This is a genomic window from Streptomyces sp. NBC_00820 (assembly GCF_036347055.1).
In the GTDB taxonomy this organism is placed as follows: domain Bacteria; phylum Actinomycetota; class Actinomycetes; order Streptomycetales; family Streptomycetaceae; genus Streptomyces.
This window is the reverse complement of record NZ_CP108882.1, coordinates 2063257-2089141: the sequence shown is the minus strand read 5'-3', so window position 1 is coordinate 2089141 and position 25885 is coordinate 2063257. Positions and strand designations below refer to the sequence as shown.

The following is a 25885-nucleotide window of genomic DNA, read 5'->3' as shown; positions in this document are numbered from 1 at the left end:
GGACATCAACGATGATGCGACGACGTACCACCCTGCTCACCGGCTGCACCACCCTCGCCCTGGCACTCGGCACGACCGCCTGCGGCGGCAGCACCCCGGTCGCCGCGGGCGGCGGCGACAAGGCACTCAGCGGCCGGACCGTCACCGTGGCCGGTGTCTGGACCGGCAGCGAGCAGAAGAACTTCCAGAAGGTGCTGGACGCGTTCACCGCGAAGACCGGCGCCAAGACGCAGTTCATGTCCACCGGCGACAACGTCTCCACCGTCGTCGGCAGCAAGATCGAGGGCGGCAACGCGCCCGACGTCGTGATGGTCCCGCAGGTCGGTGTGCTCCAGCAGTTCGCGAAGCAGGGCTGGCTCAAGCCGCTGTCCCCGACCGCCGAGCAGACGATCGGCGCCGACTTCGCACCCGTGTGGAAGAACTACGGCAGCGTCGACGGCAAGCTGTACGGCCTGTACTTCAAGGCCGCCCACAAGTCGACCGTCTGGTACAGCCCCGACGCCCTCGCGCAGGCCGGGGTCAAGGCCCCGGGGACCTACGAGGAGATGCTGAAGGCCGGCCACACCGTCTCCGACTCCGGCCTCGCCGCCTTCGCGGTCGCCGGACAGGACGGCTGGACCCTCACCGACTGGTTCGAGAACATCTACCTCTCCCAGGCCGGACCCGAGAAGTACGACGCCCTCGCCACCCACAAGATCAAGTGGACCGACGCGAGCGTGGTCAAGGCACTCACCACCCTCGGCAAGCTCTTCAAGGACAAGCAGCTCGTCGCCGGCGGCCAGAAGGAGGCCCTCAACACCGACTTCCCGGGCTCGGTGGAGAAGGTGTTCGGACCCAAGCCCGAGGCCGGCATGGTCTACGAGGGCGACTTCGTCGCGGGCGTCGCCCACGACCAGTTCGGCAAGACGGTCGGCAAGGACGCCGACTTCTTCCCGTTCCCCGCGGTCGACGGCGGCACCGCCCCCGTGGTCAGCGGCGGCGACGCGGCCGTCGTCCTCAAGGACGGCAAGAACGCCGAGGCCGGCATGAAGCTCCTGGAGTTCCTGGCCACGCCCGAGGCCGCGGCCGTGTGGGCGAAGGCGGGCGGCTTCCTGTCCCCGAACAAGAAGCTCGACCTCGCCTCCTACGGCGACGACGTCACCCGCGCCACCGCCAAGTCCCTCGTCGCCGCGGGAGACGCCGACTCCGTCCGCTTCGACATGTCCGACCAGGCACCGGCGGCGTTCGGCGGCACCAAGGGCGCGGGCGAGTGGAAGCTGCTCCAGGACTTCCTGCGCGACCCCTCCGACGCCAAGGGCACCGCCGCGAAGCTGGAGTCCGCGGCGGCCAAGGCCTACCAGGGCTGAGCGGAAACATGACCGCCTCCGCACTCGTCAAGGAGCAGGCGGGCCTGCGGGCCGCCGGCCGCGGCGCCACAGCGCCGCGCCGGCGGCGCGCCCGGCTGATCGCCCTGCTCTTCGTCTTCCCCGCGCTGCTCCTGCTCGGCGCGCTCGTCGTCTACCCGGTCCTGTTCTCCGTCGGCCGCAGCCTCTTCGACGCCTCCGGCACCCGGTTCGTGGGCGGCGACAACTACACCGAGATGTTCCGCGACCCGGCCACGCTGAAGGCCGTCCGCAACACCGTCGTCTGGGTGGTCGTGGCCCCGGCCCTGCTCACCGGACTCGGCCTCGTCCTGGCCGTCCTGGTCGAGAAGATCCGCTGGGCCACCGCCTTCAAACTCCTGCTGTTCATGCCGATGGCCGTCTCCTTCCTCGCCGCCGGCATCGTCTTCCGGCTCGCCTACGACGAGGACCCCGACAAGGGCGTGCTCAACGCGGCCGTGGTCTCCGTCCACGACGCCTTCAAGGGCACGTCGTCCTACCCGACGGCCCGGGCCCGCGACGGGCAGGGGCTCACCCCGGGCCGCGACGGCTCGTACGCCACGACCGCGAGCGTGTCACCGGGTGACTCGGTGACGCTGCCCATGGTCGGCGTGCTGCCCGGAGACCTGCCCCAGGGGGCCGAACCCGCGTCCGAGGCCCCCCGCGAGACGGCGGCCGGCGAACTGCGCGGCGTCGTCTACCTGGACTTCACCCCCGGCGGGGGAGGCAGACAGGGGCAGGTCGACCCGCACGAGAGCGGCCTGCCCGGCATGAAGGTCGAGGCGGTACGCGGCGGCGGTACGGTCGCGAGCACCACGACCGCGGCCGACGGCTCCTTCCGCCTCACCGGGCTGCACGCCGGCTCGTACACGCTGAAGCTGCCGGAGTCGAACTTCGCCCCGCCCTACCAGGGCGTCTCCTGGCTCGGCCCGGCCCTGGTCACCCCGGCGATCATCGGCGCCTACCTGTGGATCTGGACCGGCTTCGCGATGGTGCTGATCGGCGCGGGCCTCTCCGCGCTGCCCCGGGACGCCCTGGAGGCGGCCCGGATCGACGGGGCGAGCGAGTGGCAGATCTTCCGCCGCATCACCGTCCCGCTGCTGGCGCCCGTCCTCACGGTCGTCTTCGTCACCCTCGTGATCAACGTGATGAAGGTCTTCGACCTCGTCTACATCATCGCGCCCGGGCCGGTGCAGGAGGACGCCACCGTGCTCGCCACCCAGATGTGGCTGGTGTCCTTCGGCGGAGGCAACAACCAGGGCCTCGGCAGCGCCCTCGGCGTGCTGCTCCTGCTGCTCGTGGTCCCCGCGATGGTCTTCAACGTCCGCCGCTTCAGAAGGAGTCAGCGATGAACGCGGTCCGGCGCGGCCTGGGCAACGGCCTGGTGCAGGCGTTCCTCGTGGTGATCGGCCTCGTCTGGCTCACCCCGCTCGCGGGACTGTTCGTCTCCTCCCTGCGCTCGGCGGCCGACACCGCGAAGGGCGGCTGGTGGACGGCCCTGGCCGGTCCCGGCCAACTGTCCTTCGACAACTACACGGCGCTGCTGAAGAACGCCGGGATGACCCAGGCCTTCTGGAACACCGTGCTGATCTCCGTGCCGGCGACCGTCCTGGTCGTCGTCATCGCCGCCCTCGCCGGATACGCCTTCGCCTGGCTGGACTTCCCCGGCCGCGAACCGCTCTTCCTGCTGGTGGTCGCCCTGTTGGTGGTGCCGGTCCAGATCGGCCTGCTGCCGGTGGCCAAACTCTTCGGCCAGCTGGGCCTGTTCGGCACGATCCCCGGCGTGGTCCTCTTCCACGTGGCCTACGGCCTGCCGTTCGCGGTGTTCCTGCTGCGCAACTACTTCGCCGAGATGCCGAAGGAGATGCTGGAGGCGGCCCGCATGGACGGCGGCGGCGAGTGGCGCATCTTCACCAGCCTGGTCCTGCCGGTCGGCCGCCCCGCCATCGCCAGCCTGGCCATCTTCCAGTTCCTCTGGGTCTGGAACGACATGCTGGTCGCCCTGCTCTTCGCCGACAGCTCCGCCCAGCCCCTGACCGTGGAACTCCAGTCCCAGATCCGTCAGTTCGGCAGCAACATCGACGTCCTGGCGCCGGGCGCGTTCCTCTCCCTGATCGTGCCCGTGGCCGTGTTCTTCGCGTTCCAGCGGCACTTCGTGCAGGGGGTCATGGCCGGATCCGTGAAGTAGCGGCACAGGAAAAAGGGGCGGCGGGGGCTCGAAGCCCCCACCGCCCCTTTTCTCACGGCCGGTTCACACCCTCACGGGGAGGCCGGCGGATACAGCGAGCGCGGCAGCTGCGAGGCCGCCGCCGTGTCCAGCAGCCACAGGGTGCGGGCACGCCCGCGGGCCCCCGCGGCCGGGGCCTGGATCTCTCCGGCCGCCGACAGGGCGATGGCCACCGCCTGCGCCTTGTCCTCACCGGCCGCGAGGAGCCAGACCTCACGGGCCGAACGGATCGCGGGCAGGGTGAGGGAGACCCGGGTCGGCGGAGGCTTGGGGGCGCCGTGGACGCCCACCACCGTGCGCTCCGTCTCACGCACCGCGGGCAGCTCCGGGAAGAGCGAGGCCACGTGCGTGTCCGGTCCGACACCCAGCATCAGCACGTCGAACACGGGCACCGAGCCGTGGTTCTCCGGCCCGGCCGCCTTGGCCAGCTCCGCCGCGTACGCCTCGGCCGCCGCGTCCACGTCCGCACCGTACGGGCCGTCGGACGCGGGCATGGGGTGCACGCGCGCCGGGTCCAGCGGTACGGAGTCCAGCAGGATCTCGCGAGCCTGCGTGTAGTTGCGCTCCGGGTCGCCCTCGGGGAGGTAGCGCTCGTCGCCCCACCACAGGTCGAGACGGCCCCAGTCGATGGCGTCCCGGGCGGGGGACGCCGCCAGCGCGGCCAGCAGCCCGTTGCCGTTGCGGCCGCCCGTGAGGACCACGGACGCGTGGCCCTGGGAGGCCTGCGCGTCCACGATCTTCGTGATCAGACGGGCCGCGGCGGCCTGCGCCATCAGCTCCTTGTCACGGTGGACGACCAGCTGGGGGGTGCTCATTTCGCCGCCGCCTTCTTCGCCGGGGACCGCTTGGCGGCCGCCTTCTTCGCGGGCGCCTGCGCGGCGTCCACCACCGGGTCCTCGGCGGCGGCCGGCTCCTCCACCGCGGCGGAGGCCTCCGGGGCCTGGGCCGGCTCCACGGGAGCGGCCTCCTTCGCCGCGGCGGCCTGCGGTACGGACCTCAGCCGCTCCACGCCGTAGCGCAGCGCGGCCGCGTAGGTGTCGTCCGGGTCGAGCCGGCGCAGCTCCTCCGCGATCAGCTCGGCGGTCTCCCGCCGCTTGAGCGCGACCGCGCGGGCCGGCTGGCCCTCGATGGACAGGGTGGCCAGCGAGCCGTCCGCCCGGTCCAGGGTGATCGGGCCGTGGTCGGTGTCCATGCGGACCGCCGTCAGACCGGGGCCCGAGGACAGCGTGCGCCGCACGGGCACGTGCAGCCGGTCCGCGAGCCACATCGCGAGCAGCTCGCAGCTCGGGTTGAACTCCTCGCCCTCCACCTCGACGGCCTTCACCTTGCACGTCACCTGGTCCAGGGCCGCCGCCAGCATCGAACGCCACGGCGTGATCCGGGTCCAGGACAGGTCGGTGTCGCCGGGCGTGTAGGCCGCGGCGCGGGCCGACAGCTCCCGCACCGGCTGCTCCGAGGCATAGGTGTCGGTGACCCGGCGCTGGGCCAGCGCGCCAAGGGGGTCCTTGGCCGGGTCCAGCGGCGCGTTCACCGGCCACCACACCACGACCGGGGCGTCCGGCAGCAGCAGCGGCAGGACGACCGAGTCGGCGTGCTCGGCGACCTCGCCGTGCAGCCGCAGGATGGCCGTCTCGCCGGTCCCCGCCTCCGCGCCCACCCGCACCTCGGCGTCGACCCGCGAGGTGCTGCGGTCGCGCGGGGAACGGGAGACGCGCTTGATGACCACCACCGTGCGCGAGGGGTGCTCGCGCGACGCGTCGTTGGCGGCCCTCAGGGCGTCGTAGGCGTTCTCCTCGTCGGTGACGATGACGAGGGTGAGGACCATGCCCACGGCGGGAGTGCCGATGGCACGGCGGCCCTGCACGAGCGCCTTGTTGATCTCACCGGCGGTGGTGTCGGTCAGGTCTATCTTCATGGCCGGCGCCAGCTCCGTCCGTCTCGTGCGAGCATCTCGTCCGCCTCGGCCGGACCCCAGGTGCCCGACTTGTACTGCGCGGGAGTGCCGTGCTTGTCCCAGTACTCCTCGATCGGGTCGAGGATCTCCCAGGAGCGCTCGACCTCCTCGGTACGCGGGAAGAGGTTGGAGTCGCCCAGCAGCACGTCCAGGATCAGCCGCTCGTACGCCTCCGGGCTCGACTCCGTGAACGACTCGCCGTAGGCGAAGTCCATGGAAACGTCCCGGATCTCCATCGAGGTGCCCGGAACCTTCGAGCCGAAGCGGACCGTGATGCCCTCGTCCGGCTGGACGCGGATGACGATCGCGTTCTCGCCCAGCTCCTCGGTCGCCGTGTGGTCGAACGGGGAGTGCGGGGCCGCCTTGAAGACGACCGCGATCTCCGTCACCCGGCGGCCGAGCCGCTTGCCGGTGCGCAGGTAGAAGGGGACACCCGCCCAGCGGCGGTTGTCGATGCCTACCTTGATCGCGGCGAAGGTGTCGGTCTTCGACTTCGGGTCGATGCCGTCCTCTTCGAGGTAGCCGATGACCTTCTCGCCACCCTGCCAGCCGGCCGCGTACTGTCCGCGCACGCTGTGCCGGCCCAGGTCCTTCGGCAGCCGGACGGCGCCGAGCACCTTGGTCTTCTCCGCGGCCAGCGCGTCCGCGTCGAAGGAGGCGGGCTCCTCCATCGCGGTCAGCGCGAGCAGCTGGAGCAGGTGGTTCTGGATGACGTCACGGGCGGCGCCGATGCCGTCGTAGTAACCGGCACGGCCGCCGACGCCGATGTCCTCGGCCATGGTGATCTGCACGTGGTCCACGAAGGACCGGTTCCAGATCGGTTCGAACATCGTGTTGGCGAAACGCAGCGCCAGGATGTTCTGGACGGTCTCCTTGCCGAGGTAGTGGTCGATCCGGAACACCTGGTCCGGTTCGAACACCTCGTGCACGACCTTGTTCAGCTCCTCGGCCGACTTCAGGTCGTGGCCGAACGGCTTCTCGATGACCGCGCGGCGCCAGGAGCCACCGCTCTGGTCGGTCAGACCGTGCTTCTTCAGCTGCTGGATGACCACCGGGAAGGAGCGCGGCGGCACGGACAGGTAGAAGGCGAAGTTGCCGCCCGTGCCCTGTGCCTTGTCCAGCTCCTCGATGGTGCCGCGCAGCCGCTCGAAGGCCTCGTCGTCGTCGAAGGTGCCCTGGACGAAGCGCATCCCCTGGATGAGCTGCTGCCAGACCTCCTCACGGAACGGCGTACGGGCGTGCGCCTTGACGGCGTCGTGGACCTCGGCGGCGAAGTCCTCGTGCGCCCACTCACGGCGGGCGAAGCCCACCAGCGAGAAGCCCGGCGGCAGCAGACCCCGGTTGGCGAGGTCGTACACCGCGGGCATCAGCTTCTTGCGGGACAGGTCACCCGTGACGCCGAAGATCACCAGGCCCGACGGCCCCGCGATGCGCGGGAGCCGTCGGTCGGCGGGATCACGAAGCGGGTTCGCTCCGGAACCGGGAAGACGTGACAACTCAGCCCTCCGTAGGGGCGAGGCGCTTGAGCTCCGCCTCCGTCGACTTGAGCAGGTCGTTCCAGGACGCCGCGAACTTCTCCACGCCCTCGTCCTCCAGGACCTGGACGACGTCGTCGTAGGAGATGCCGAGCTTCTCCACCGCGTCGAGCTCGGCGCGGGCCTGCTCGTAGGTGCCGGAGACGGTGTCGCCGGTGATCTCGCCGTGGTCGTCCGTGGCCTCGAGGGTGGCCTCCGGCATGGTGTTGACCGTGTTCGGCGCGACCAGCTCGGTGACGTACATCGTGTCCGGGAAGGACGGGTCCTTCACACCGGTCGACGCCCACAGCGGACGCTGCTTGTTGGCGCCGTCGGCGGCCAGGGCCTTCCAGCGGTCGGAGGAGAAGACCTCCTCGTAGGCCTGGTAGGCCAGGCGCGCGTTGGCGAGGGCGGCCTTGCCGCGCAGCGCCTCGGCCTCGTCCGTGCCGACGGCCTTCAGGCGCTTGTCGATCTCGGAGTCCACGCGGGACACGAAGAAGGACGCCACGGAGCGGATCAGCGACAGGTCCAGGCCGCGCTCCTTGGCCTTCTCCAGGCCGGTGAGGTACGCGTCCATGACCGCGCGGTAGCGCTCCAGCGAGAAGATCAGCGTGACGTTGACGCTGATGCCGAGGCCGATGACCTCGGCGATCGCCGGCAGACCCGCCTTGGTGGCCGGGATCTTGATCAGGGTGTTGGGGCGGTCCACCAGCCAGGCCAGCTGCTTGGCCTCGGCGACGGTGGCCCGGGTGTTGTGCGCGAGGCGCGGGTCGACCTCGATGGAGACCCGGCCGTCCTGGCCGTCGGTGGCGTCGAAGACCGGGCGCAGGATGTCGGCGGCGTCGCGGACGTCCGCCGTGGTGATCATGCGGATGGCCTCTTCGACGGTCACCTTGCGGGCGGCGAGGTCCGCGAGCTGCTGCTCGTAGCCGTCGCCGCTGCTGATGGCCTTCTGGAAGATCGTCGGGTTGGTGGTGACGCCCACGACGTGCTGCTGGTCGATCAGTTCGGCGAGGTTGCCGGACGTGATCCGCTTGCGCGACAGGTCGTCCAGCCAGATCGCGACGCCTTCTTCGGAGAGGCGCTTGAGTGCGTCTGTCATGGAAATTGCATCTCCTACGTGTCGTATGTCAGCGTCAGCGCTGGGCGGCGGCGAGGGATTCCCGGGCCTTGTCGGCCACGTTCTGCGCGGTGAAGCCGAACTCCTCGAAGAGGACCTTGCCGTCGGCGGACGCACCGAAGTGCTCCAGGGAGACGATGCGGCCGGCATCGCCCACGAAGCGGTACCAGGTCAGGCCGATGCCGGCCTCCACGGCGACGCGCGCCTTCACGGACGGCGGCAGCACCGCGTCCCGGTACCCCTGGTCCTGCTGGTCGAACCACTCCACGCACGGCATGGACACCACGCGGGTGGGGACGCCCTCGGACTGGAGCCGCTCGCGGGCCTCGACGGCCACGTGCACCTCGGAACCGGTGGCGATCAGGATGACCTGCGGCTCGGTCTTCTGCCCGTCGGAACCCTCGGCCTCGAACATGACGTAACCGCCACGCGCGGCGTCGTCGTTCGGCTCGTAGGCCGGCAGGCCCTGGCGGCTGAGCACCAGACCGTGCGGCTGGCCCTTGCCGTACTCCTTGGTCCAGCGCTTGAGGACCTCGGTCCAGGCGATCGCGGTCTCGTTGGCGTCCGCCGGGCGGACGACGTTCAGACCGGGGATCGCGCGCAGCGCGGCCAGGTGCTCGACCGGCTGGTGGGTCGGGCCGTCCTCGCCGAGACCGACGGAGTCGTGCGTCCACACGTACGTCACCGGAAGGTGCATCAGCGCCGACATGCGCACGGCGTTGCGCATGTAGTCGGAGAACACCAGGAAGGTGCCGCCGTAGACCTTGGTGTTGCCGGCCAGCGTGATGCCGTTCATCTCCGCGGCCATCGCGAACTCGCGGATGCCGAAGTGGATGGTGCGGCCGTACGGGTTGGCCTCCGGCAGCGGGTTGCCCGCCGGCAGGAAGGAGCTGTCCTTGTCGATGGTCGTGTTGTTCGACCCGGCGAGGTCGGCGGAACCGCCCCACAGCTCGGGGATGACCGGACCGAGCGCCTGCAGCACCTTGCCGGAAGCGGCACGGGTCGCGATGCCCTTGCCCGTCTCGAAGACCGGGACCTTCTCCTCCCAGCCGGCCGGCAGCTTGCCGCTGCTGATGCGGTCGAACTCGGCCGCGCGCTCGGGGTTGCTGTCGCGCCACTCCTGGAAGGACTTGTTCCACTCGGCCTTGGCCTGCCGGCCGCGGTCGAGGGCCTCCCGGGTGTGGGCGAGCACCTCGTCGGAGACCTCGAAGGACTTCTCCGGGTCGAAGCCGAGGACGCGCTTGGTGGCCGCGACCTCGTCGTCGCCGAGGGCCGAGCCGTGGGCGGCCTCGGTGTCCTGGGCGTTCGGGGCCGGCCAGGCGATGATCGTGCGCATCGCGATGAAGGACGGCCGGTCGGTGACCGCCTTGGCCGTCTCGATGGCCTCGTACAGGGCACGGGGGTCGATGTCGCCGTTGTCCTTGGAGTCCACGCGCTGCACGTGCCAGCCGTAGGCCTCGTACCGCTTGATGGTGTCCTCGGAGACGGCCGTCTCGGTGTCGCCCTCGATCGAGATGTGGTTGTCGTCCCACAGCAGGACCAGGTTGCCGAGCTTCTGGTGGCCGGCCAGCGAGGAGGCCTCGGCGGAGACGCCCTCCTGGAGGCAGCCGTCACCGGCGATGCAGAAGACGTAGTGGTCGAAGGGCGACTCGCCCTGCGGGGCCTCCGGGTCGAACAGACCGCGCTCGAAGCGGGCGTCCATCGCCATGCCGACCGCGTTCGCCACACCCTGGCCCAGCGGGCCGGTGGTGGTCTCGACGCCCTTGGTGTGGCCGTACTCCGGGTGACCCGGGGTCTTCGAGCCCCAGGTGCGGAAGGCCTTCAGGTCGTCCAGCTCCAGGCCGAAGCCGGCCAGGAAGAGCTGCGTGTAGAGAGTCAGGGACGAGTGTCCGGCGGACAGCACGAAGCGGTCGCGGCCGACCCACTCCGGGTCCGCGGGGTCGTGCCGCATCACCTTCTGGAAGAGGGTGTAGGCGGCCGGGGCCAGGCTCATCGCCGTACCGGGATGGCCGTTGCCGACCTTCTGTACGGCGTCGGCGGCCAGGACACGGGCGGTGTCCACGGCCCGCTGGTCGAGCTCGGTCCAGTCAAGGTCTGTGGTGGTCGGCTTGGTGCTCACCCTGGTTCAGGGCTCCTCTCCACATATGGGTCGCCGGTCTTCGGGGCGTCTGCCCACCCGGCCGCCGGTGCGCTGCCTGCCCACCGGCCGTGTCGAGCCTACCCCCGTGAGGACGTGCGTTTTTTCGAGTCATTCCAGACTGCCGGGAGTCCGCGCGATCCGCCTCCCGACTGGCCGACAACGCATTCGGCACATGAATACGGAGCCGCTCATCTGACTGCTCAATCGAGCTGGGAGACACCTCGTATGCGGCGGCCGCCAACACGAGTCGACCCCCGCGAAGGCCGGGGTCTGGGCAACGTCTAAAGTGGCGTGGTACGCGCGAGCCCCCTGATCCGACCTCACGGACCTCATCACGGGGAGGCTCGCTGGGATGTCTCTGTCAGGGGTGTGCGTGACGGCCGTCGAATCCCGTCCAGCGGTTGGGGCCACCACCCATGCCGTTAAGGCAATGGGGGAGCTCGGTGGTGCGAGCCAGGGCCCGGTTCACCGGACGTTCGGGGCCCGCGTCAAGGGCTTCGTGGCACTGACCAAACCGCGGATCATCGAGCTGCTGCTCATCACCACAGTGCCGGTGATGTTCCTGGCTCAGCAGGGGGTGCCGGACCTCGGACTGGTCCTGCTCACCTGCCTCGGCGGCTACCTCTCCGCCGGTGGCGCGAACGCGCTGAACATGTACATCGACCGGGACATCGACGCCCTGATGGACCGCACCTCGCAGCGGCCGCTGGTGACCGGCCTGGTCAGCCCGCGTGAATGCCTCGCATTCGGCATCACGCTCGCGGTCGTCTCGACGCTGCTGTTCGGATTCACCGTCAATTGGCTGTCCGCGTGGCTGTCACTCGGAGCGCTGCTTTTCTACGTCGTCGTCTACACGATGATCCTCAAAAGGCGCACCTCGCAGAACATCGTGTGGGGCGGAATCGCCGGCTGCCTCCCGGTGCTCATCGGCTGGTCGTCCGTCACGGACTCCCTGTCGTGGGCGCCGGTCATTCTCTTCCTCGTCATGTTCTTCTGGACCCCGCCGCATTACTGGCCGCTGTCCATGAAGGTCAAGGAGGACTACGCGCGCGTGGGCGTGCCGATGCTCCCGGTCATCGCCTCCAACAAGGTGGTCGCCCGGCAGATCGTCATCTACAGCTGGGTGATGGTCGCCGTCTCCCTGCTGCTCCAGCCGCTCGGCTACACCGGCTGGTTCTACACCGCGGTGGCCCTCGCGGCCGGCGGCTTCTGGCTCTGGGAGGCGCACGGGCTGCAGAACCGGGCCAAGGCCGAGGTGAGCGGGGCCAAGCTGAAGGAGATGCGGCTGTTCCACTGGTCCATCACCTACGTGTCGATCCTCTTCGTCGCGGTCGCGGTGGACCCCTTCCTGCGGTAGTCCCCCTTATTGCTTCCGACGCTTGTCGCTTCCGACGGGAGGGGTGCGTGGCCCAGGCCACGCACCCCTCCCGTCGCCGTTTGATCTACCCGTCGGTAGCATCCTGGTCATGGCAGAAACGCAGCAGGTTGACGCGAGGGCCGAGCGCACGGTGAAGCGCCTCGCCCATCAGATCAGCGCCTTCGCGAAGGCGCACGGCGGGGCCGGCGGCAACGTGGCCTACATCGGCGAGCTCGGCGCCCGGATCGCGCTGGTCGGCGAGGACGGCGAGTGGGGCAACCTGGTGGCCCCCAGCGTCGGCATCGCCCAGCAGGCCATGGAGAAGGCCGGCGTCACGGCCCACGAGTCCTTCGACGGCGAGTTCGCGGCGAGCGTGAAGACGGGGCCGTACGAGTGGAAGCGGATGGCGGGCATCCAGATCTGAGCGGAGCCCGCCGGGTGGCGGCGGCCGGTCCGTCGCCGAGGCGCCGGGTGGCCGGTGGCGGCGAGCGGGCGGCCACCGGTCCGTCGCCGAGGCGCGAGTTCCGGACAGTCCCACGCCCCTTTGGGCCGTCTGCCGCCACCTGAACCGGTCTTCACCCGTTAGGGACCTGTAGCAGCACAGCGTCCACGCCGGGGAGCCCGGGATGATCGAAACGCCGTCCCTCGTGGACCAGTACTGCCACGGAGTACTGCGTACGGAGCTGGGCCTCGGCACCTTCGAGGCCTGGCTGGCGCGTACCGAGGGCCCACCGGCGCCGGGCACCACCCTCTTCGACACCCAGACCGGCTTCGCCCTACGCCGCTGGTGTCCGCCCCTGCTGGGCCTGGAGCCGCACGCCCCGCCCGCCCGCTATCTGGCCCGGCGCCGCGAACTGGGCGTCCTGGAGGCGGGCCGCAGACTGCTGCGCGGCAGCGGCATCACCACCTACCTCGTCGACACCGGCCTGCCCGGCGACCTCACCGAACCCGCCGAACTGGGGTCCGCGGGAGACGCCGCGGCGCGCGAGATCGTCCGGCTGGAACTCCTCGCCGAACAGGTCGCCGACACCTCCGGGACCGTCGAGTCCTTCCTCGCCAACCTCGCCGAATCGGTGCACGGTGCGGCCGGGGAGGCGGTCGCCTTCACCTCCGTGGCCGGGCTCAGGAACGGCCTGGCGCTCGCGCCCGAACCGCCGGGGCCGGGCGAGGTGCGGGGCGCGGCCGGCCGCTGGCTGGCCGGACGCCGGGTCGGTGGCCCCCTGACCGACCCGGTGCTGCTGCGCCACCTGCTGTGGATCGCGGTCGCCTCCGGACTGCCCCTGCAACTGCACGCCGGACTGGGCGAGCCCGGCTCCCGCATCGATCGCACCGACCCGGTGCTGCTCAGCGACTTCGTGCGGGCCACGGCGGGCCTCGGCACCGACCTGATCCTGCTGCACGGCTACCCGTACCACCGCCACGCCGCCCACCTGGCCGGCGTCTTCCCGCACGTGTACGCCGACTCCGGCGCAGCCCTCGTACGCACCGGAGCCCGCGCGGCCACCGTCCTCGCCGAGACCCTGGAACTGGCCCCCTTCGGCAAGATCCTCTTCTCCAGCGGCGCCCACGGCCTGCCCGAGCTGCACGTCGTCGGCGCCCACCTGTTCCGCGAGGCCCTGACCCGGGTGCTGGGCGCCTGGGTCACCGACGGCGCGTGGAGTCTGGGGGACGCGCAGCGGGTGGCCCGGATGATCGCGGCGGACAACGCGCGGCGGGTTTACCGGCTGGGGTGAGGGGTCTTGTCGGACGGGTGGCCGCTCTCCAGACTGGGGCGATGCCTACCGACGCCCTCCTTGCCCGTTTCCTGCGCGATCTCACGCCGTTACGGCCGCTCGCCGTCTGGGCGCACGGTTCCCTGGCCGGCGGGGACTATCAGGAGGGTCGCAGCGACCTGGATCTGATCGCGGTGCTGCCCGAGGGCACCGGCCCGGGAGTCGTACGGGAGGTGGTGACGCTGCACCGCCGGATGCGGACCGAGCCTCTCGCCGGAAAGCTGCACTGCAGCTATCTCACCCCGGCCTCGTCGGCCGACCCCGGGCGGTCCCATCCGACCTGGGCGCACGGCCATGTCATGCGCCGCCCGGTCACCCCCGTCACGCGGCGCGAGCTGCACGCCTTCGGCCGGGTGCTGCACGGTGAGCCGCCGGCCGGCCTGCTTCCGGAGGTGACGGACCTCGAACTCGGGGAATTCGTCGTACGCGACCAGCGGGACTTCTGGCGGCCCGCGGTGGACAAGGCCAGGGTGTGGCGGCAGGACATCTGGGTCGACCTGGGACTGCTGACCTTCGCCCGGGCCACCGTCACGCTGCGCGAGGGGCGGCTGATCTCCAAGCGGCAGGCGCTCGCCGAACTGGCGGGACTCGGTGCTCCCGCGGAGGTCCTGGCCGACATCGAGCGGCGGCGGTACGACCAGGGTCCCGCCCCGGCGTCAGCCGAGTGGCTCGACCGCCGGGCCGGGTTGACGCGTGCCTACCTGGGGCCGGCGATCGACGGGCTGGTCACCACGTACGGGTGACTCAGGCGCGCGTGCCCACCGCGACCTCGGCCGCGGGTGCGGGCAGGCCCGCGACCTGAGCGGGGCGTTCCCGCAGCGACAGCAGGACCCGCAGGACCCAGATCCAGATCAGACAGGAGCCGAGCATGTGCAGGCCGACGAGGAGTTCGGGGAGGTGCGTGAAGTACTGGACGTAGCCGATGACCCCCTGCCCGAGCAGGATCAGGAACAGCTCCCGCGTGCGGGCCAGCGGACTCTTCGGGGCGTCGACCGCCTTCAGGACGAACCACAGCGCGAACGTCAGCGTCACCACGATCCAGGCGAGCACGGCGTGCAGCTTGGCCACCGTCTCCCAGTCGACGGGAATCCGGTGGACCTCCCTGGTGTCACCCGCGTGCGGACCCGCGCCGGTCACCACCGTGCCGGCCACGATGAGCAGCAGGGAGGCGCCCACCAGGAACCACACCAGCTGCGCCACGGCCTTGCCGACCAGCGGACGCGGCGCCTCGTCACCCTCACGGGTGCGCTGCCACATCACCGCGGCGACGGCGATCAGCGCCGTGGACAGCAGGAAGTGCGCGGCGACGGTGTACGGGTTCAGGCCGACCAGCACGACGATGCCGCCGAGCACCGCGTTGCCCATGACCACCCAGAACTGGGCCCAGCCCAGCCGGGTCAGGCCGCGCCGCCACGGCTTCTCGGAGCGGGCGGCGACGATGGCCCAGCCGACGGCCGCGCACAGCACGTACGTCAGCATGCGGTTGCCGAACTCGATGGCGCCGTGGACGCCCATCGCGCTGGTGGTGGTCAGCGAGTCGTCGGTGCAGGTGGGCCAGGTCGGGCAGCCGAGGCCCGAGCCGGTCAGCCGTACGGCACCGCCGGTGACCACGATGACCACCGACATGACAAGCGCGGCGAGGGCCGCCCGCTGGACCGTCCGGGGGGCCGGAGTCCAGCGTTCGGCGATGAAGGCGAGCGGGTTGCGCAGAGCCGCTGCGGCGTCGGCGGGGGTCAGCTTTGGCACGCGCACCATCGTAGGCGGAGGATTGTGCACGCTTTCACGAGGGGTCCGGACCGTCACCCGTGCGGGGGCACTCGCCACCCGCGCGGGGTCACTCCCAGCGGAAGAACTTCCCGGCCGCGGCCAGCCCCACGACGGCCCAGACGGCGAGAATGCCCAGGTCGCCCCACGGCATGGCGGCCCCGTGCTGGAGCACGTCCCGCAGGCCGTCCGAGAGCGCGGAGATGGGCAGCAGGCCTAGCACGTGCTGCCCGGCCGTGCCGAACTTCTCCAGCGGCACGATCACCCCGCCGCCGACGAGCAGCAGCAGGAAGACCAGGTTGGCGGCGGCCAGGGTAGCCTCCGCCTTCAGGGTGCCGGCCATCAGCAGGCCGAGCCCGGAGAAGGCGGCCGTGCCGAAGAGCAGCAGGAGCAGGACGGCGGCCGGGTTGCCGTGCGGGGACCAGCCCAGCGCGAAGGCGATCGCTGTCAGCAGGATCAGCTGGAGCACCTCCGTGACCAGCACGGACGCCGTCTTCGCGGTCATCAGGCCCCAGCGAGGCAGCGGGGAGGACGCGAGCCGCTTCAGCACGCCGTAGCGGCGCTCGAAGCCGGTCGCGATGGCCTGCCCGGTGAACGCCGTGGACATCACGGCGAGGGCCAGGATGCCGGGGGCGAGGAAGTCGACGGCCTTGCCGGCGCCGGTGTCGACGATGTCGACCGAGCTGAACAGGGCGAGCAGCAGCGTCGGGATCACGACGGTCAGCAGCAGCTGCTCGCCGTTGCGCAGCAGCATCCTCGTCTCCAGCGCCGCCTGGGCCGCGATCATGCGGGGGAGCGGGGCGGCGCCCGGCTTGGGGGCGTAGGTACCCGTCGCGGTGGTACCTGTCGTGGTGGTCACGAGCGCAGCTCCTTGCCGGTCAGCTCCAAAAAGACGTCCTCCAGAGTGTGCCGCTCCACCGAGATCCGGTCGGGCATCACTCCGTGCTGGGCGCACCAGGAGGTCACGGTGGCCAGCAGTTGCGGGTCGATCTCGCCGATGACCCGGTAGGACCCGGGGGTCAGCTCGGCGGCCGCGCTGTCGGCGGGGAGCGCCTTGAGCAGCGAGGCGACGTCGAGGCCGGGGCGGCCGGTGAAGCGCAGGGTGTTCTCGGCGCCGCCCTTGCACAGCTCCTCGGGGGAGCCCTGGGCGATGACCCGGCCGCCGTCGATGATCGCGACGTCGTCGGCGAGCTGTTCGGCCTCGTCCATGTGGTGGGTGGTGAGGATCACCGAGACGCCGTCGGCGCGCAGGTCCCGGACCAGGTCCCAGGTGGCCCGGCGGGCCTGCGGGTCGAGGCCCGCGGTGGGCTCGTCCAGGAACACCAGTTCCGGGCGTCCGACCACGGCCATGGCGAGCGCGAGGCGCTGCTGCTGGCCGCCGGACAGCCGCCGGTAGCCGGTCCGGCCGCAGGAGCCGAGCCCGAGGCGTTCGACGAGCGCGTCCACGTCCAGCGGGTGCGCGTGCAGTCTGGCGACATGGCGCAGCATCTCGTCCGCGCGGGCGCCGGAGTAGACGCCGCCGGACTGGAGCATCACGCCGATGCGCGGGCGCAGCTCGGCGGACTGCCGTACCGGGTCGAGGCCCAGGACGCGCACCGTGCCGGAATCCGGCTTCCGGTACCCCTCGCAGGTCTCGACCGTGGTCGTCTTCCCCGCCCCGTTGGGGCCGAGTACGGCGGTCACGCCCGCCCGGGCCGCCAGGTCGAGGCCGTTCACCGCGGTCTTCGTGCCGTACCGCTTCACCAGGGCCTGGACCTCGATGAGCGGGTGCGACGCGAAGCGTCTCCTTGAGGGGTGGTGGTCGGGAGACGGGCGGGCGGGCTCACTTCGCATGGCTCAAGAGTCTAGGGAGGCGCCGCGGCGCTCGGGCGCGGGGGTGCGGGAAGTCCTCCTCATGGGGAGGCGCACGGTCATTCGCGGGGGCGGTGCACGCTCAGCCACCGCTCCGCGTAGGCCACGGCGTCGGCCACCGGGAACAGCCGTACGGCGGCCGCGCCGACCGTCCCGCGCACGACGGGCCGGTCGCGTTCGAAGTCGTGGCCCAGTTCGTCGAAGCGGTCGGAGGTGATCGACACCTCGGCGACCGTCTCCCAGCCGCCGCCCGGAGCCGGCCGGCCGACCCGCTCCGTCGGGGACGGGATGCGGTACTCGGCCAGGTGGAAGCTGGTGCAGGCGTCGTAGCCCGCGCCGAGCAGCAGGACCCGGGCGCCGAGCTTCTCCAGCCGGGCCAGCGGGCTCCGCTCGCCCAGCCGGCAGTCGGGGGCGTGGTCCCCGGTGATCTCGGCGGCGCGCGGTCCGACGGCGGCGAAGGAGGTCTGGGGGTGCGCGCTGCGCAGGGCGCCCGGCCAGGTCCGTACGGTCTCCGGGATCACGCCGACCCCGCGGGTGGGGGTGATCCGGTGGTCGTAGGCGGGCATCGTGGCCCGGATCTCCTCCCACCAGTCCTCGGGCACCGGAGGCCTGCTCCAGGCCGCCGGGTCGGACAGGTCGGCGCTCTGGGAGGGGACGACGAGGGTGCCGTCCGGGCCGAGGGCGTCGAGCAGTCCCTGGACGGCGGCGACGGCTCCTCCGTTGACCCAGCCGAGGGAACTCAGGGAGGAATGTGCGAGCAGGGTCTCGCCGGGCTCGACACCCAGGGTGAGCAGCTGCGCGGCGATCGAGCCGCGGGTGACGAGAGGTCCGGTCCGCAGGGGTGTCGGCATGGTCCGGAGTCTTCCCCGCCAGGGCCCCGAACGCCATCGAATTACCTGGTGAGCGGTGCCGGAGCGACCGGTCGGAAGATCGTTTCCGCAGGTCAGGTTAGGTGTACCTAAGTGATGTAATGCACCACTCGATGATCCATGTGCGGCTTGTCAGGCCCTGAGGAATTACGCAACAATGGCGTTGTGAAAAACGTCGGTGAGGCTCGGGAAGCCCCGATGGGGACTCCCCAGGAGGAGCTCGCGACCGGAGAGCGCTCGACGCGCAACCGGGTCGCGCGGTCCATCCTGGACCACGGCCCGTCGACCGTCGCCGAACTGGCCGGCCGGCTGGGACTCACCCAGGCCGCCGTACGCCGGCACCTGGACGCCCTTGTGGCCGACGGTGTCGTCGAGCCCCGCGAGCAGCGTGTCTACGGCGCGCGCACACGAGGCCGTCCTGCCAAGGTGTTCGTACTGACCGACTGCGGCCGCGACGCCTTCGACCAGTCCTACGACAAGCTCGCCGTGGACGCCCTGCGCTGGATCGCCGAGCGGGAGGGCGGGGCCGAGGCGGTCGCCGCCTTCGCCCGCGCCCGGATCAGCGCCCAGGCGGGTGAGTACCGCAAGGCCGTCGAGGGTGTCGCCCCCGCACAGCGCACCGAAGCGCTGGCCAAGGCCTTGAGCGCGGACGGGTACGCTGCTACGGCGCGCAGCGCACCGGTCGGCGAACAGCTGTGCCAGCACCACTGTCCGGTCGCCCACGTGGCGGAACAGTTCCCGCAATTGTGCGAGGCGGAGACGGAGATCTTCGCCGAACTGCTGGGGACTCACGTTCAGCGACTGGCGACCATCGCGCACGGCGACGGCGTCTGCACGACGTTCATCCCCAAGAATTCGAAGACCGATCAGAGCCACGCATCTGCAAGCACGGCCGGGAGGAACCCCGCATGACTCTCCCCACGGAGACTGCTCACCCCGAACTCGAGGGCCTGGGCAAGTACGAATACGGCTGGGCCGACTCCGACGTAGCCGGTGCCGCAGCGAAGCGCGGCCTGAACGAGGACGTCGTCCTTGACATCTCGGCGAAGAAGTCCGAGCCGGAGTGGATGACGAAGCTGCGCCTCAAGGGCCTGAAGCTCTTCGCGAAGAAGCCCATGCCGAACTGGGGCTCGGACCTCTCGGGCATCGACTTCGACAACATCAAGTACTTCGTGCGCTCCACCGAGAAGCAGGCTGAGTCCTGGGAGGACCTGCCCGAGGACATCAAGAACACCTACGACAAGCTGGGCATCCCGGAGGCCGAGAAGCAGCGCCTCGTCGCCGGTGTCGCCGCCCAGTACGAGTCGGAGGTCGTCTACCACCAGATCAACGAAGAGCTCGAGGCGCAGGGTGTCATCTTCATGGACACCGACACGGCGCTCAAGGAGCACCCGGAGCTCTTCAAGGAGTACTTCGGCACCGTCATCCCGGTGGGCGACAACAAGTTCGCGTCGCTGAACTCCGCGGTGTGGTCCGGCGGCTCCTTCATCTACGTGCCGAAGGGTGTGCACGTCGAGATCCCGCTCCAGGCCTACTTCCGTATCAACACGGAGAACATGGGCCAGTTCGAGCGGACCCTGATCATCGTCGACGAGGGCGCCTATGTGCACTACGTCGAGGGTTGCACGGCGCCGATCTACTCCTCGGACTCGCTGCACTCCGCGGTGGTCGAGATCATCGTGAAGAAGGGCGGCCGCTGCCGCTACACGACCATCCAGAACTGGTCGAACAACGTCTACAACCTGGTCACCAAGCGCGCCGTGGCGTACGAGGGCGCGACCATGGAGTGGATCGACGGCAACATCGGCTCCAAGGTGACGATGAAGTACCCGGCCGTCTACCTGATGGGCGAGCACGCCAAGGGCGAGACCCTCTCCATCGCCTTCGCGGGCGAGGGGCAGCACCAGGACGCCGGCGCCAAGATGGTCCACATGGCACCGAACACGTCGTCCAACATCGTCTCCAAGTCGGTCGCGCGCGGCGGTGGCCGCACCTCCTACCGCGGTCTGATCGAGATCGGCGAGGGCGCCGCCGGATCGAAGTCGAACGTGCTGTGCGACGCGCTGCTCGTCGACACGATCTCCCGCTCGGACACGTACCCGTACGTCGACGTCCGCGAGGACGACGTCTCCATGGGCCACGAGGCGACCGTCTCCAAGGTCTCCGAGGACCAGCTCTTCTACCTGATGAGCCGCGGTCTGTCCGAGTTCGAGGCCATGGCGATGATCGTGCGCGGCTTCGTCGAGCCGATCGCCAAGGAACTGCCGATGGAGTACGCGCTGGAGCTGAACCGGCTGATCGAGCTGCAGATGGAGGGCTCGGTCGGCTGATCGCCGCACCGTACTCCCCGTCCAGGCCCTTTACGCAAGAAAGCGAGCATTACGACAGCCATGGCTGAGGCTCAGAACATCCCTGTGGGCTCTACCACCGCGGGCTCGATCGCGGTCGCCGCGGAGTCGACCGTCGTCTCCCGCATGAGCGCGCCCCCCTCCTTCGACGTCGCGGACTTCCCCGTCCCGCACGGCCGCGAGGAGGAGTGGCGGTTCACCCCGCTGGAGCGCCTGCGCGGTCTGCACGACGGCACCGCCGTCGCCACCGGCAACGGCATGAAGGTCGCCGTGGAGGCCCCCGAGGGCGTCACCGTCGAGACCGTCGGCCGTGACGACGCGCGCCTGGGCAAGGCGGGCACCCCGGTGGACCGCGTCGCCGCCCAGGCGTACTCCGCCTTCGAGCAGGCCTCGGTCGTGAGCGTCCCGAAGGACACCGTTCTCACCGAGCCGATCCGCATCGCGGTGCACGGCGAGGGCGGCACCGTCTTCGCCCACCAGGTGATCGAGCTGGGCGCCTTCGCCGAGGCCGTGGTCGTCATCGACCACACCGGCGACGCCGTGCTCGCCGCCAACGTCGACTACATCCTGGGCGACGGCGCCAAGCTGACCGTCGTCTCCGTCCAGGACTGGGACGACAAGGCCGTGCACGTGGCCCAGCACAACGCCCTGATCGGCCGGGACGCCTCCTTCAAGTCCGTGGTCGTCACCTTCGGCGGCGACGTCGTCCGTCTGCACCCGCGCGTCGAGTACGCCGGCACCGGCGGCGAGGCCGAGCTGTTCGGCCTGTACTTCACCGACGCCGGCCAGCACCAGGAGCACCGCCTGCTGGTCACCCACAACACCCCGCACTGCAAGTCGAACGTCGTCTACAAGGGCGCGCTCCAGGGTGAGGCCGCCCACGCGGTCTGGATCGGCGACGTGCTCATCGAGGCCTCGGCCGAGGGCACCGACACCTACGAGATGAACCGCAACCTCGTCCTCACGGACGGCGCGCGCGTCGACTCGGTGCCGAACCTGGAGATCGAGACCGGCGAGATCGTCGGCGCCGGCCACGCCTCCGCCACCGGCCGCTTCGACGACGAGCAGCTCTTCTACCTGATGGCCCGCGGCATCCCGGAGTACGAGGCCCGCCGTCTGGTGGTCCGCGGCTTCTTCGCCGAGCTGGTCCAGCAGATCGGTGTCGCCGACATCGAGGAGCGCCTGCTCGCCAAGATCGAGGAGGAGCTGGAGGCGTCGGTCGCATGACCAGCTTCCTGCGCGCCTGCGGACTGAGCGAGCTGGAGGAGGACACCCCCAAGCGGGTGGAACTCGACGGCACGCCGGTCTCGCTGGTCAAGACCGAGGGCGAGGTGTTCGCGATCTACGACATCTGCTCGCACGCGAACGTCTCCCTCTCCGAGGGCGAGGTGGAGGACGGCCAGATCGAGTGCTGGCTGCACGGTTCCTGCTTCGACCTCCGCACCGGCAAGCCGGCCAACCTTCCCGCGACGCGCCCCGTCCCCGTATACCCCGTAAAGATCGAAGGGGACGACGTGCTCGTCTCCCTCTCCCAGGAGTCCTGAGGCACCCATGGCAACGCTTGAAATCCGAGACCTGCACGTCACCGTCGAGGCCGACAACGCCACGAAGGAGATCCTCAAGGGCGTCGACCTCACCGTGAAGCAGGGCGAGACGCACGCCATCATGGGCCCCAACGGCTCCGGCAAGTCGACCCTCGCCTACTCGCTCGCGGGTCACCCGAAGTACACGATCACCCAGGGCACCGTCACCCTCGACGGCGAGGACGTCCTCGCGATGTCCGTCGACGAGCGCGCCCGCGCCGGCCTGTTCCTCGCGATGCAGTACCCGGTCGAGGTCCCCGGCGTCTCGGTCTCCAACTTCCTGCGCACCTCCGCCACCGCCATCCGCGGCGAGGCCCCCAAGCTGCGTACCTGGGTGAAGGAGGTCAAGGAGACCATGGCGGAGCTCCAGATGGACCCGTCCTTCGCCGAGCGCAACGTCAACGAGGGCTTCTCCGGCGGTGAGAAGAAGCGCCACGAGATCCTCCAGCTGGAGCTCCTCAAGCCGCAGATCGCGATCCTCGACGAGACCGACTCCGGCCTTGACGTCGACGCGCTGCGCATCGTCTCCGAGGGCGTCAACCGCGTCCGCGAGACCGGCGAGGTGGGCACCATGCTCATCACCCACTACACGCGCATCCTGCGCTACATCAAGCCCGACTTCGTTCACGTCTTCTCCGGCGGCCGCATCGTCGAGTCCGGCGGCGCCGAGCTCGCCGACAAGCTGGAGAACGAGGGCTACGAGGCGTACACGAAGGGTGGCGCATCCGCGTGACACAGCTGCCGGGCCTCCTCGACACCGAGGCGATCCGCAAGGACTTCCCCATCCTGGACCGCACGGTCCACGACGGTAAGAAGCTCGTGTACCTGGACAACGCGGCGACCTCGCAGAAGCCGCGCCAGGTGCTGGACGCACTCAGTGAGTACTACGAGCGCTACAACGCCAACGTCCACCGCGGTGTGCATGTGCTCGCCGAGGAGGCCACGGCGCTGTACGAGGGCTCGCGCGACAAGGTCGCCGAGTTCATCAACGCGCCCAGCCGCGACGAGGTGATCTTCACCAAGAACGCCTCCGAGTCGCTGAACCTCGTGGCCAACATGCTCGGCTGGGCCGACGAGCCCTACCGGGTCGACCACGAGACCGAGATCGTCATCACGGAGATGGAGCACCACTCCAACATCGTGCCGTGGCAGCTGCTCGCGCAGCGCACGGGCGCGAAGCTGAAGTGGTTCGGCCTCACCGACGACGGCCGCCTCGACCTGTCCAACATCGACGAGATCATCACCGAGAAGACGAAGATCGTCTCCTTCGTGCTGGTCTCCAACATCCTGGGCACGGTCAACCCGGTCGAGGCGATCGTGCGCCGCGCCCAGGAGGTCGGTGCGCTGGTCTGCATCGACGCCTCCCAGGCCGCTCCCCACATGCCCCTGGACGTCCAGGCCCTCGGCGCCGACTTCGTGGCCTTCACCGGTCACAAGATGTGCGCTCCGACGGGCATCGGCGTGCTCTGGGGCCGCCAGGAGCTGCTGGAGGACCTGCCTCCGTTCCTCGGCGGCGGCGAGATGATCGAGACGGTCTCGATGCACTCCTCGACGTACGCCCCGGCGCCGCACAAGTTCGAGGCGGGCACCCCGCCGATCGCCCAGGCCGTCGGCCTCGGCGCGGCGATCGACTACCTCAACTCGATCGGCATGGACAAGATCCTCGCCCACGAGCACGCGCTCACCGAGTACGCGGTGAAGCGGCTCAAGGAGGTCCCCGACCTGAGGATCATCGGCCCCACCACGGCCGAGGACCGCGGCGCGGCGATCTCCTTCACGCTCGGCGACATCCACCCGCACGACGTGGGCCAGGTCCTCGACGAGCAGGGCATCGCCGTGCGCGTCGGCCACCACTGCGCGCGGCCGGTCTGCCTGCGGTACGGAATTCCCGCGACCACGCGAGCGTCGTTCTATCTGTACTCCACGCCGGCCGAGATCGACGCTCTGGTCGACGGACTGGAGCACGTACGGAACTTCTTCGGCTGAGGGGCGTGCTGACAAGGTGAAGCTGGACTCGATGTACCAGGAAGTCATCCTGGACCACTACAAGCACCCGCACGGGCGTGGTCTGAGGGATGGCGACGCCGAGGTACACCATGTGAACCCGACGTGCGGCGACGAGATCACCCTTCGTGTGAAGTACGACGGCACGACGGTCGAGGACGTCAGTTACGAGGGCCAGGGCTGCTCCATCAGCCAGGCCTCCGCCTCCGTGCTGAACGAACTGCTGGTCGGCAAGGAGCTGGCCGAGGCGCAGAAGATCCAGGAGACCTTCCTGGAGCTGATGCAGTCCAAGGGCAAGATCGAGCCCGACGACGCGATGGAGGAGGTGCTGGAGGACGCGGTCGCGTTCGCCGGTGTCTCCAAGTACCCCGCGCGGGTCAAGTGCGCTCTCCTGAGCTGGATGGCGTGGAAGGACGCGACGGCTCAGGCACTGAGCGGAGCCGACGCCGAAAGGAAGACGGCATGACCGACACCGCAGAGATGAAGCCGGTCTCGGAGGAAGAACTCCGCGAGGCCCTGATGGACGTCGTCGACCCCGAACTGGGCATCGACGTCGTCAACCTCGGCCTGATCTACGGCATCCACATCGACGACTCGAACGTGGCGACCATCGACATGACCCTGACGTCGGCGGCCTGCCCGCTGACGGACGTCATCGAGGACCAGGCCAAGTCCGTCACCGACGGCCTGGTCAGCGAGCTGCGCATCAACTGGGTCTGGATGCCGCCGTGGGGCCCGGACAAGATCACCGAGGACGGCCGGGAGCAGCTGCGGGCCCTCGGCTTCAACGTCTGAGATCCCCTGCCTCCGCGCCGGGTCCGCTCGTGCGGGTGAGACACGTGTGAAGCGGCGGTACCCCACGGGTACCGCCGCTTCACGTGCGCCCGGGCCCCTCGCACACGCGGGGACCGCCCCTGCCCACCCCGGGTTTCCGGCACGCGCCACCGGTTAGGCCCGGCGACCCTCCCCACGTTAGGTTTTCCGTATGACCGACACTGCTTCCCGTACCACCGGCGCCGTCGCCGCCGGTCTCGCCACCCTCGCCTCCGACGGCACCGTTCTCGACACCTGGTTCCCGGCCCCCGAGCTGGTCGCCGAGCCGGGCCCCGCCGGCAGCGAGCGGCTCTCCGCCGAGCGGGCCGTGGAACTCCTGGGCGACGGCGCCACCGCGGCGATCGGCCCGGACGCCCGCCGTGGCGTCGAGGTGGTTGCGGTCCGCACGGTCATCGCCTCGCTCGACGACAAGCCGATCGACGCGCACGACGCCTACCTGCGCCTGCACCTGCTCTCGCACCGTCTGGTCAAGCCGCACGGCCAGAACCTGGACGGCATCTTCGGCCACCTCGCCAACGTCGCCTGGACCTCGCTCGGCCCGGTCGCCGTGGACGACGTCGAGAAGGTGCGCCTGAACGCCCGCGCCGAGGGCCTGCACCTCCAGGTCACCTCGATCGACAAGTTCCCGCGCATGACGGACTACGTCGCCCCCAAGGGCGTCCGCATCGCCGACGCCGACCGGGTCCGCCTGGGCGCCCACCTCGCCGAGGGCACCACGGTCATGCACGAGGGCTTCGTCAACTTCAACGCCGGCACGCTCGGCACGTCGATGGTCGAGGGCCGCATCTCCGCGGGCGTGATCGTCGGCGACGGCTCGGACATCGGCGGCGGCGCCTCCACCATGGGCACGCTGTCCGGCGGCGGCAACGTCATCATCTCCATCGGCGAGCGCTGCCTGATCGGCGCCGAGGCGGGCGTCGGCATCGCGCTGGGCGACGAGTGCGTGGTCGAGGCCGGCCTCTACGTCACCGCGGGCACCCGCGTCACCATGCCCGACGGCCAGATCGTCAAGGCCCGCGAACTGAGCGGCGCCTCCAACATCCTCTTCCGCCGCAACTCGGTCACCGGCGCGGTCGAGGCCCGCCCGAACAACGCGGTGTGGGGCGGCCTGAACGAGGTCCTGCACAGCCACAACTGATCTGTGGCGGCGGGTGGTTGTGCCCGCCGCATCGAGTCGGCGGGCCGGT

The 25885-nt window shown here is 70.3% G+C and carries 25 protein-coding genes; 16 read left to right on the top strand and 9 right to left on the bottom strand.

Annotation, left to right across the window (positions count from 1 at the left end):
- Positions 1-11: 11 nt before the first annotated feature.
- From OIB37_RS09570 to OIB37_RS09560, 3 genes are read left to right on the top strand one after another with little or no spacing between them, the layout of a single operon-like run.
- The gene (locus OIB37_RS09570) at positions 12-1346 is read left to right on the top strand and encodes an ABC transporter substrate-binding protein (RefSeq protein WP_330457113.1); all 1335 of its coding nucleotides are present in this window, start codon (positions 12-14) and stop codon (positions 1344-1346) included.
- 8 nt (positions 1347-1354) lie between these two features.
- Complete coding sequence (locus OIB37_RS09565; protein ID WP_330457112.1) at positions 1355-2713, top strand: ABC transporter permease subunit; 1359 nt, start codon at positions 1355-1357, stop codon at positions 2711-2713.
- A complete protein-coding gene (locus tag OIB37_RS09560; RefSeq protein WP_330457111.1) occupies positions 2710-3549 on the top strand; it encodes a carbohydrate ABC transporter permease in 840 nt (279 codons plus the stop codon). The genes OIB37_RS09565 and OIB37_RS09560 overlap by 4 nt, the downstream gene beginning before the upstream one ends.
- 71 nt (positions 3550-3620) lie before the next feature.
- Here the strand turns inward: OIB37_RS09560 and pgl are convergent, their stop codons facing one another.
- From pgl to tkt, 5 genes are read right to left on the bottom strand one after another with little or no spacing between them, the layout of a single operon-like run.
- On the bottom strand, positions 3621-4403 hold the full coding sequence (pgl, locus tag OIB37_RS09555; protein ID WP_330457110.1) for a 6-phosphogluconolactonase: 783 nt from the start codon (positions 4401-4403) through the stop codon (positions 3621-3623).
- A complete protein-coding gene (opcA, locus tag OIB37_RS09550; RefSeq protein WP_330457109.1) occupies positions 4400-5503 on the bottom strand; it encodes a glucose-6-phosphate dehydrogenase assembly protein OpcA in 1104 nt (367 codons plus the stop codon). Before opcA ends, pgl begins: the two co-directional genes overlap by 4 nt.
- Positions 5500-7038, bottom strand: a complete 1539-nt coding sequence (gene zwf / locus OIB37_RS09545; protein ID WP_330457108.1) for a glucose-6-phosphate dehydrogenase — start codon at positions 7036-7038, stop codon at positions 5500-5502. The genes opcA and zwf overlap by 4 nt, the downstream gene beginning before the upstream one ends.
- A 1-nt stretch (position 7039) precedes the next feature.
- Positions 7040-8158: a transaldolase gene (gene tal / locus OIB37_RS09540; RefSeq protein WP_330457107.1), complete on the bottom strand. Its 1119-nt coding sequence runs from the start codon at positions 8156-8158 to the stop codon at positions 7040-7042.
- Positions 8159-8192: 34 nt separating this feature from the next.
- Positions 8193-10295 carry a transketolase gene (tkt, locus tag OIB37_RS09535; RefSeq protein ID WP_330457106.1) on the bottom strand — a complete coding sequence of 701 codons (2103 nt, stop codon included), beginning with the start codon at positions 10293-10295 and terminating at the stop codon, positions 8193-8195.
- A gap of 388 nt (positions 10296-10683) precedes the next feature.
- Between tkt and OIB37_RS09530 the strand changes: the two genes are divergently transcribed.
- The 4 genes from OIB37_RS09530 (at position 10684) to OIB37_RS09515 (ending at position 14188) form a co-directional block, all read left to right on the top strand.
- A complete protein-coding gene (locus tag OIB37_RS09530; protein ID WP_330461804.1) occupies positions 10684-11673 on the top strand; it encodes a heme o synthase in 990 nt (329 codons plus the stop codon).
- Between the two features lie 109 nt (positions 11674-11782).
- The gene (locus OIB37_RS09525) at positions 11783-12097 is read left to right on the top strand and encodes a hypothetical protein (protein ID WP_330457105.1); all 315 of its coding nucleotides are present in this window, start codon (positions 11783-11785) and stop codon (positions 12095-12097) included.
- 202 nt (positions 12098-12299) lie between these two features.
- The gene (locus OIB37_RS09520) at positions 12300-13406 is read left to right on the top strand and encodes an amidohydrolase family protein (RefSeq protein WP_330457104.1); all 1107 of its coding nucleotides are present in this window, start codon (positions 12300-12302) and stop codon (positions 13404-13406) included.
- Positions 13407-13447: 41 nt separating this feature from the next.
- Complete coding sequence (locus tag OIB37_RS09515; RefSeq protein ID WP_330457103.1) at positions 13448-14188, top strand: nucleotidyltransferase domain-containing protein; 741 nt, start codon at positions 13448-13450, stop codon at positions 14186-14188.
- 1 nt (position 14189) lies between these two features.
- Here OIB37_RS09515 and OIB37_RS09510 read toward each other — a convergent pair whose 3' ends face one another.
- From OIB37_RS09510 to OIB37_RS09495, 4 genes are all read right to left on the bottom strand, one after another.
- Positions 14190-15200: a COX15/CtaA family protein gene (locus tag OIB37_RS09510; RefSeq protein ID WP_330457102.1), complete on the bottom strand. Its 1011-nt coding sequence runs from the start codon at positions 15198-15200 to the stop codon at positions 14190-14192.
- A 79-nt stretch (positions 15201-15279) separates the two neighbouring features.
- On the bottom strand, positions 15280-16068 hold the full coding sequence (locus OIB37_RS09505) for an ABC transporter permease (RefSeq protein ID WP_443058132.1): 789 nt from the start codon (positions 16066-16068) through the stop codon (positions 15280-15282).
- Complete coding sequence (locus OIB37_RS09500; RefSeq protein ID WP_330457101.1) at positions 16065-17042, bottom strand: ABC transporter ATP-binding protein; 978 nt, start codon at positions 17040-17042, stop codon at positions 16065-16067. The genes OIB37_RS09505 and OIB37_RS09500 overlap by 4 nt, the downstream gene beginning before the upstream one ends.
- A 77-nt stretch (positions 17043-17119) precedes the next feature.
- Complete coding sequence (locus OIB37_RS09495) at positions 17120-17911, bottom strand: aminoglycoside N(3)-acetyltransferase (protein WP_330457100.1); 792 nt, start codon at positions 17909-17911, stop codon at positions 17120-17122.
- A gap of 183 nt (positions 17912-18094) precedes the next feature.
- Between OIB37_RS09495 and OIB37_RS09490 the strand changes: the two genes are divergently transcribed.
- From OIB37_RS09490 to dapD, 9 genes are all read left to right on the top strand, one after another.
- Positions 18095-18841 carry a helix-turn-helix transcriptional regulator gene (locus OIB37_RS09490; RefSeq protein WP_330457099.1) on the top strand — a complete coding sequence of 249 codons (747 nt, stop codon included), beginning with the start codon at positions 18095-18097 and terminating at the stop codon, positions 18839-18841.
- The gene (sufB, locus tag OIB37_RS09485) at positions 18838-20259 is read left to right on the top strand and encodes a Fe-S cluster assembly protein SufB (RefSeq protein ID WP_330457098.1); all 1422 of its coding nucleotides are present in this window, start codon (positions 18838-18840) and stop codon (positions 20257-20259) included. The genes OIB37_RS09490 and sufB overlap by 4 nt, the downstream gene beginning before the upstream one ends.
- A 60-nt stretch (positions 20260-20319) precedes the next feature.
- A complete protein-coding gene (gene sufD / locus OIB37_RS09480; RefSeq protein ID WP_330457097.1) occupies positions 20320-21504 on the top strand; it encodes a Fe-S cluster assembly protein SufD in 1185 nt (394 codons plus the stop codon).
- Positions 21501-21821 (top strand): non-heme iron oxygenase ferredoxin subunit, encoded by a 321-nt coding sequence (locus OIB37_RS09475; protein WP_330457096.1) that lies wholly within the window; start codon positions 21501-21503, stop codon positions 21819-21821. The genes sufD and OIB37_RS09475 overlap by 4 nt, the downstream gene beginning before the upstream one ends.
- 7 nt (positions 21822-21828) lie before the next feature.
- Entirely contained in the window at positions 21829-22593 is a 765-nt protein-coding gene (sufC, locus tag OIB37_RS09470; protein WP_330457095.1) for a Fe-S cluster assembly ATPase SufC, read from the top strand.
- Positions 22590-23846 (top strand): cysteine desulfurase, encoded by a 1257-nt coding sequence (locus OIB37_RS09465; RefSeq protein ID WP_330457094.1) that lies wholly within the window; start codon positions 22590-22592, stop codon positions 23844-23846. The genes sufC and OIB37_RS09465 overlap by 4 nt, the downstream gene beginning before the upstream one ends.
- 16 nt (positions 23847-23862) lie before the next feature.
- Complete coding sequence (gene sufU, locus OIB37_RS09460) at positions 23863-24330, top strand: Fe-S cluster assembly sulfur transfer protein SufU (protein WP_330457093.1); 468 nt, start codon at positions 23863-23865, stop codon at positions 24328-24330.
- Positions 24327-24659: a metal-sulfur cluster assembly factor gene (locus tag OIB37_RS09455; protein WP_330457092.1), complete on the top strand. Its 333-nt coding sequence runs from the start codon at positions 24327-24329 to the stop codon at positions 24657-24659. Before sufU ends, OIB37_RS09455 begins: the two co-directional genes overlap by 4 nt.
- 190 nt (positions 24660-24849) lie before the next feature.
- A complete protein-coding gene (gene dapD, locus OIB37_RS09450; protein ID WP_330457091.1) occupies positions 24850-25836 on the top strand; it encodes a 2,3,4,5-tetrahydropyridine-2,6-dicarboxylate N-succinyltransferase in 987 nt (328 codons plus the stop codon).
- Positions 25837-25885: the final 49 nt, after the last annotated feature.

Bases quoted from the DNA above. Each gene is read 5' to 3' on its own strand.
- OIB37_RS09510 (WP_330457102.1), bottom strand. From the start codon at position 15,200: ATGGTGCGCGTGCCAAAGCTGACCCCCGCCGACGCCGCAGCGGCTCTG.
- OIB37_RS09455 (WP_330457092.1), top strand. From the start codon at position 24,327: ATGACCGACACCGCAGAGATGAAGCCGGTCTCGGAGGAAGAACTCCGC.
- OIB37_RS09565 (WP_330457112.1), top strand. From the start codon at position 1,355: ATGACCGCCTCCGCACTCGTCAAGGAGCAGGCGGGCCTGCGGGCCGCC.
- OIB37_RS09520 (WP_330457104.1), top strand. From the start codon at position 12,300: ATGATCGAAACGCCGTCCCTCGTGGACCAGTACTGCCACGGAGTACTG.
- opcA (WP_330457109.1), bottom strand. From the start codon at position 5,503: ATGAAGATAGACCTGACCGACACCACCGCCGGTGAGATCAACAAGGCG.
- OIB37_RS09475 (WP_330457096.1), top strand. From the start codon at position 21,501: ATGACCAGCTTCCTGCGCGCCTGCGGACTGAGCGAGCTGGAGGAGGAC.
- OIB37_RS09515 (WP_330457103.1), top strand. From the start codon at position 13,448: ATGCCTACCGACGCCCTCCTTGCCCGTTTCCTGCGCGATCTCACGCCG.
- OIB37_RS09500 (WP_330457101.1), bottom strand. From the start codon at position 17,042: ATGCGAAGTGAGCCCGCCCGCCCGTCTCCCGACCACCACCCCTCAAGG.
- OIB37_RS09525 (WP_330457105.1), top strand. From the start codon at position 11,783: ATGGCAGAAACGCAGCAGGTTGACGCGAGGGCCGAGCGCACGGTGAAG.
- OIB37_RS09570 (WP_330457113.1), top strand. From the start codon at position 12: ATGATGCGACGACGTACCACCCTGCTCACCGGCTGCACCACCCTCGCC.
- OIB37_RS09560 (WP_330457111.1), top strand. From the start codon at position 2,710: ATGAACGCGGTCCGGCGCGGCCTGGGCAACGGCCTGGTGCAGGCGTTC.
- sufB (WP_330457098.1), top strand. From the start codon at position 18,838: ATGACTCTCCCCACGGAGACTGCTCACCCCGAACTCGAGGGCCTGGGC.
- OIB37_RS09495 (WP_330457100.1), bottom strand. From the start codon at position 17,911: ATGCCGACACCCCTGCGGACCGGACCTCTCGTCACCCGCGGCTCGATC.
- sufC (WP_330457095.1), top strand. From the start codon at position 21,829: ATGGCAACGCTTGAAATCCGAGACCTGCACGTCACCGTCGAGGCCGAC.
- tal (WP_330457107.1), bottom strand. From the start codon at position 8,158: ATGACAGACGCACTCAAGCGCCTCTCCGAAGAAGGCGTCGCGATCTGG.
- dapD (WP_330457091.1), top strand. From the start codon at position 24,850: ATGACCGACACTGCTTCCCGTACCACCGGCGCCGTCGCCGCCGGTCTC.
- sufD (WP_330457097.1), top strand. From the start codon at position 20,320: ATGGCTGAGGCTCAGAACATCCCTGTGGGCTCTACCACCGCGGGCTCG.
- pgl (WP_330457110.1), bottom strand. From the start codon at position 4,403: ATGAGCACCCCCCAGCTGGTCGTCCACCGTGACAAGGAGCTGATGGCG.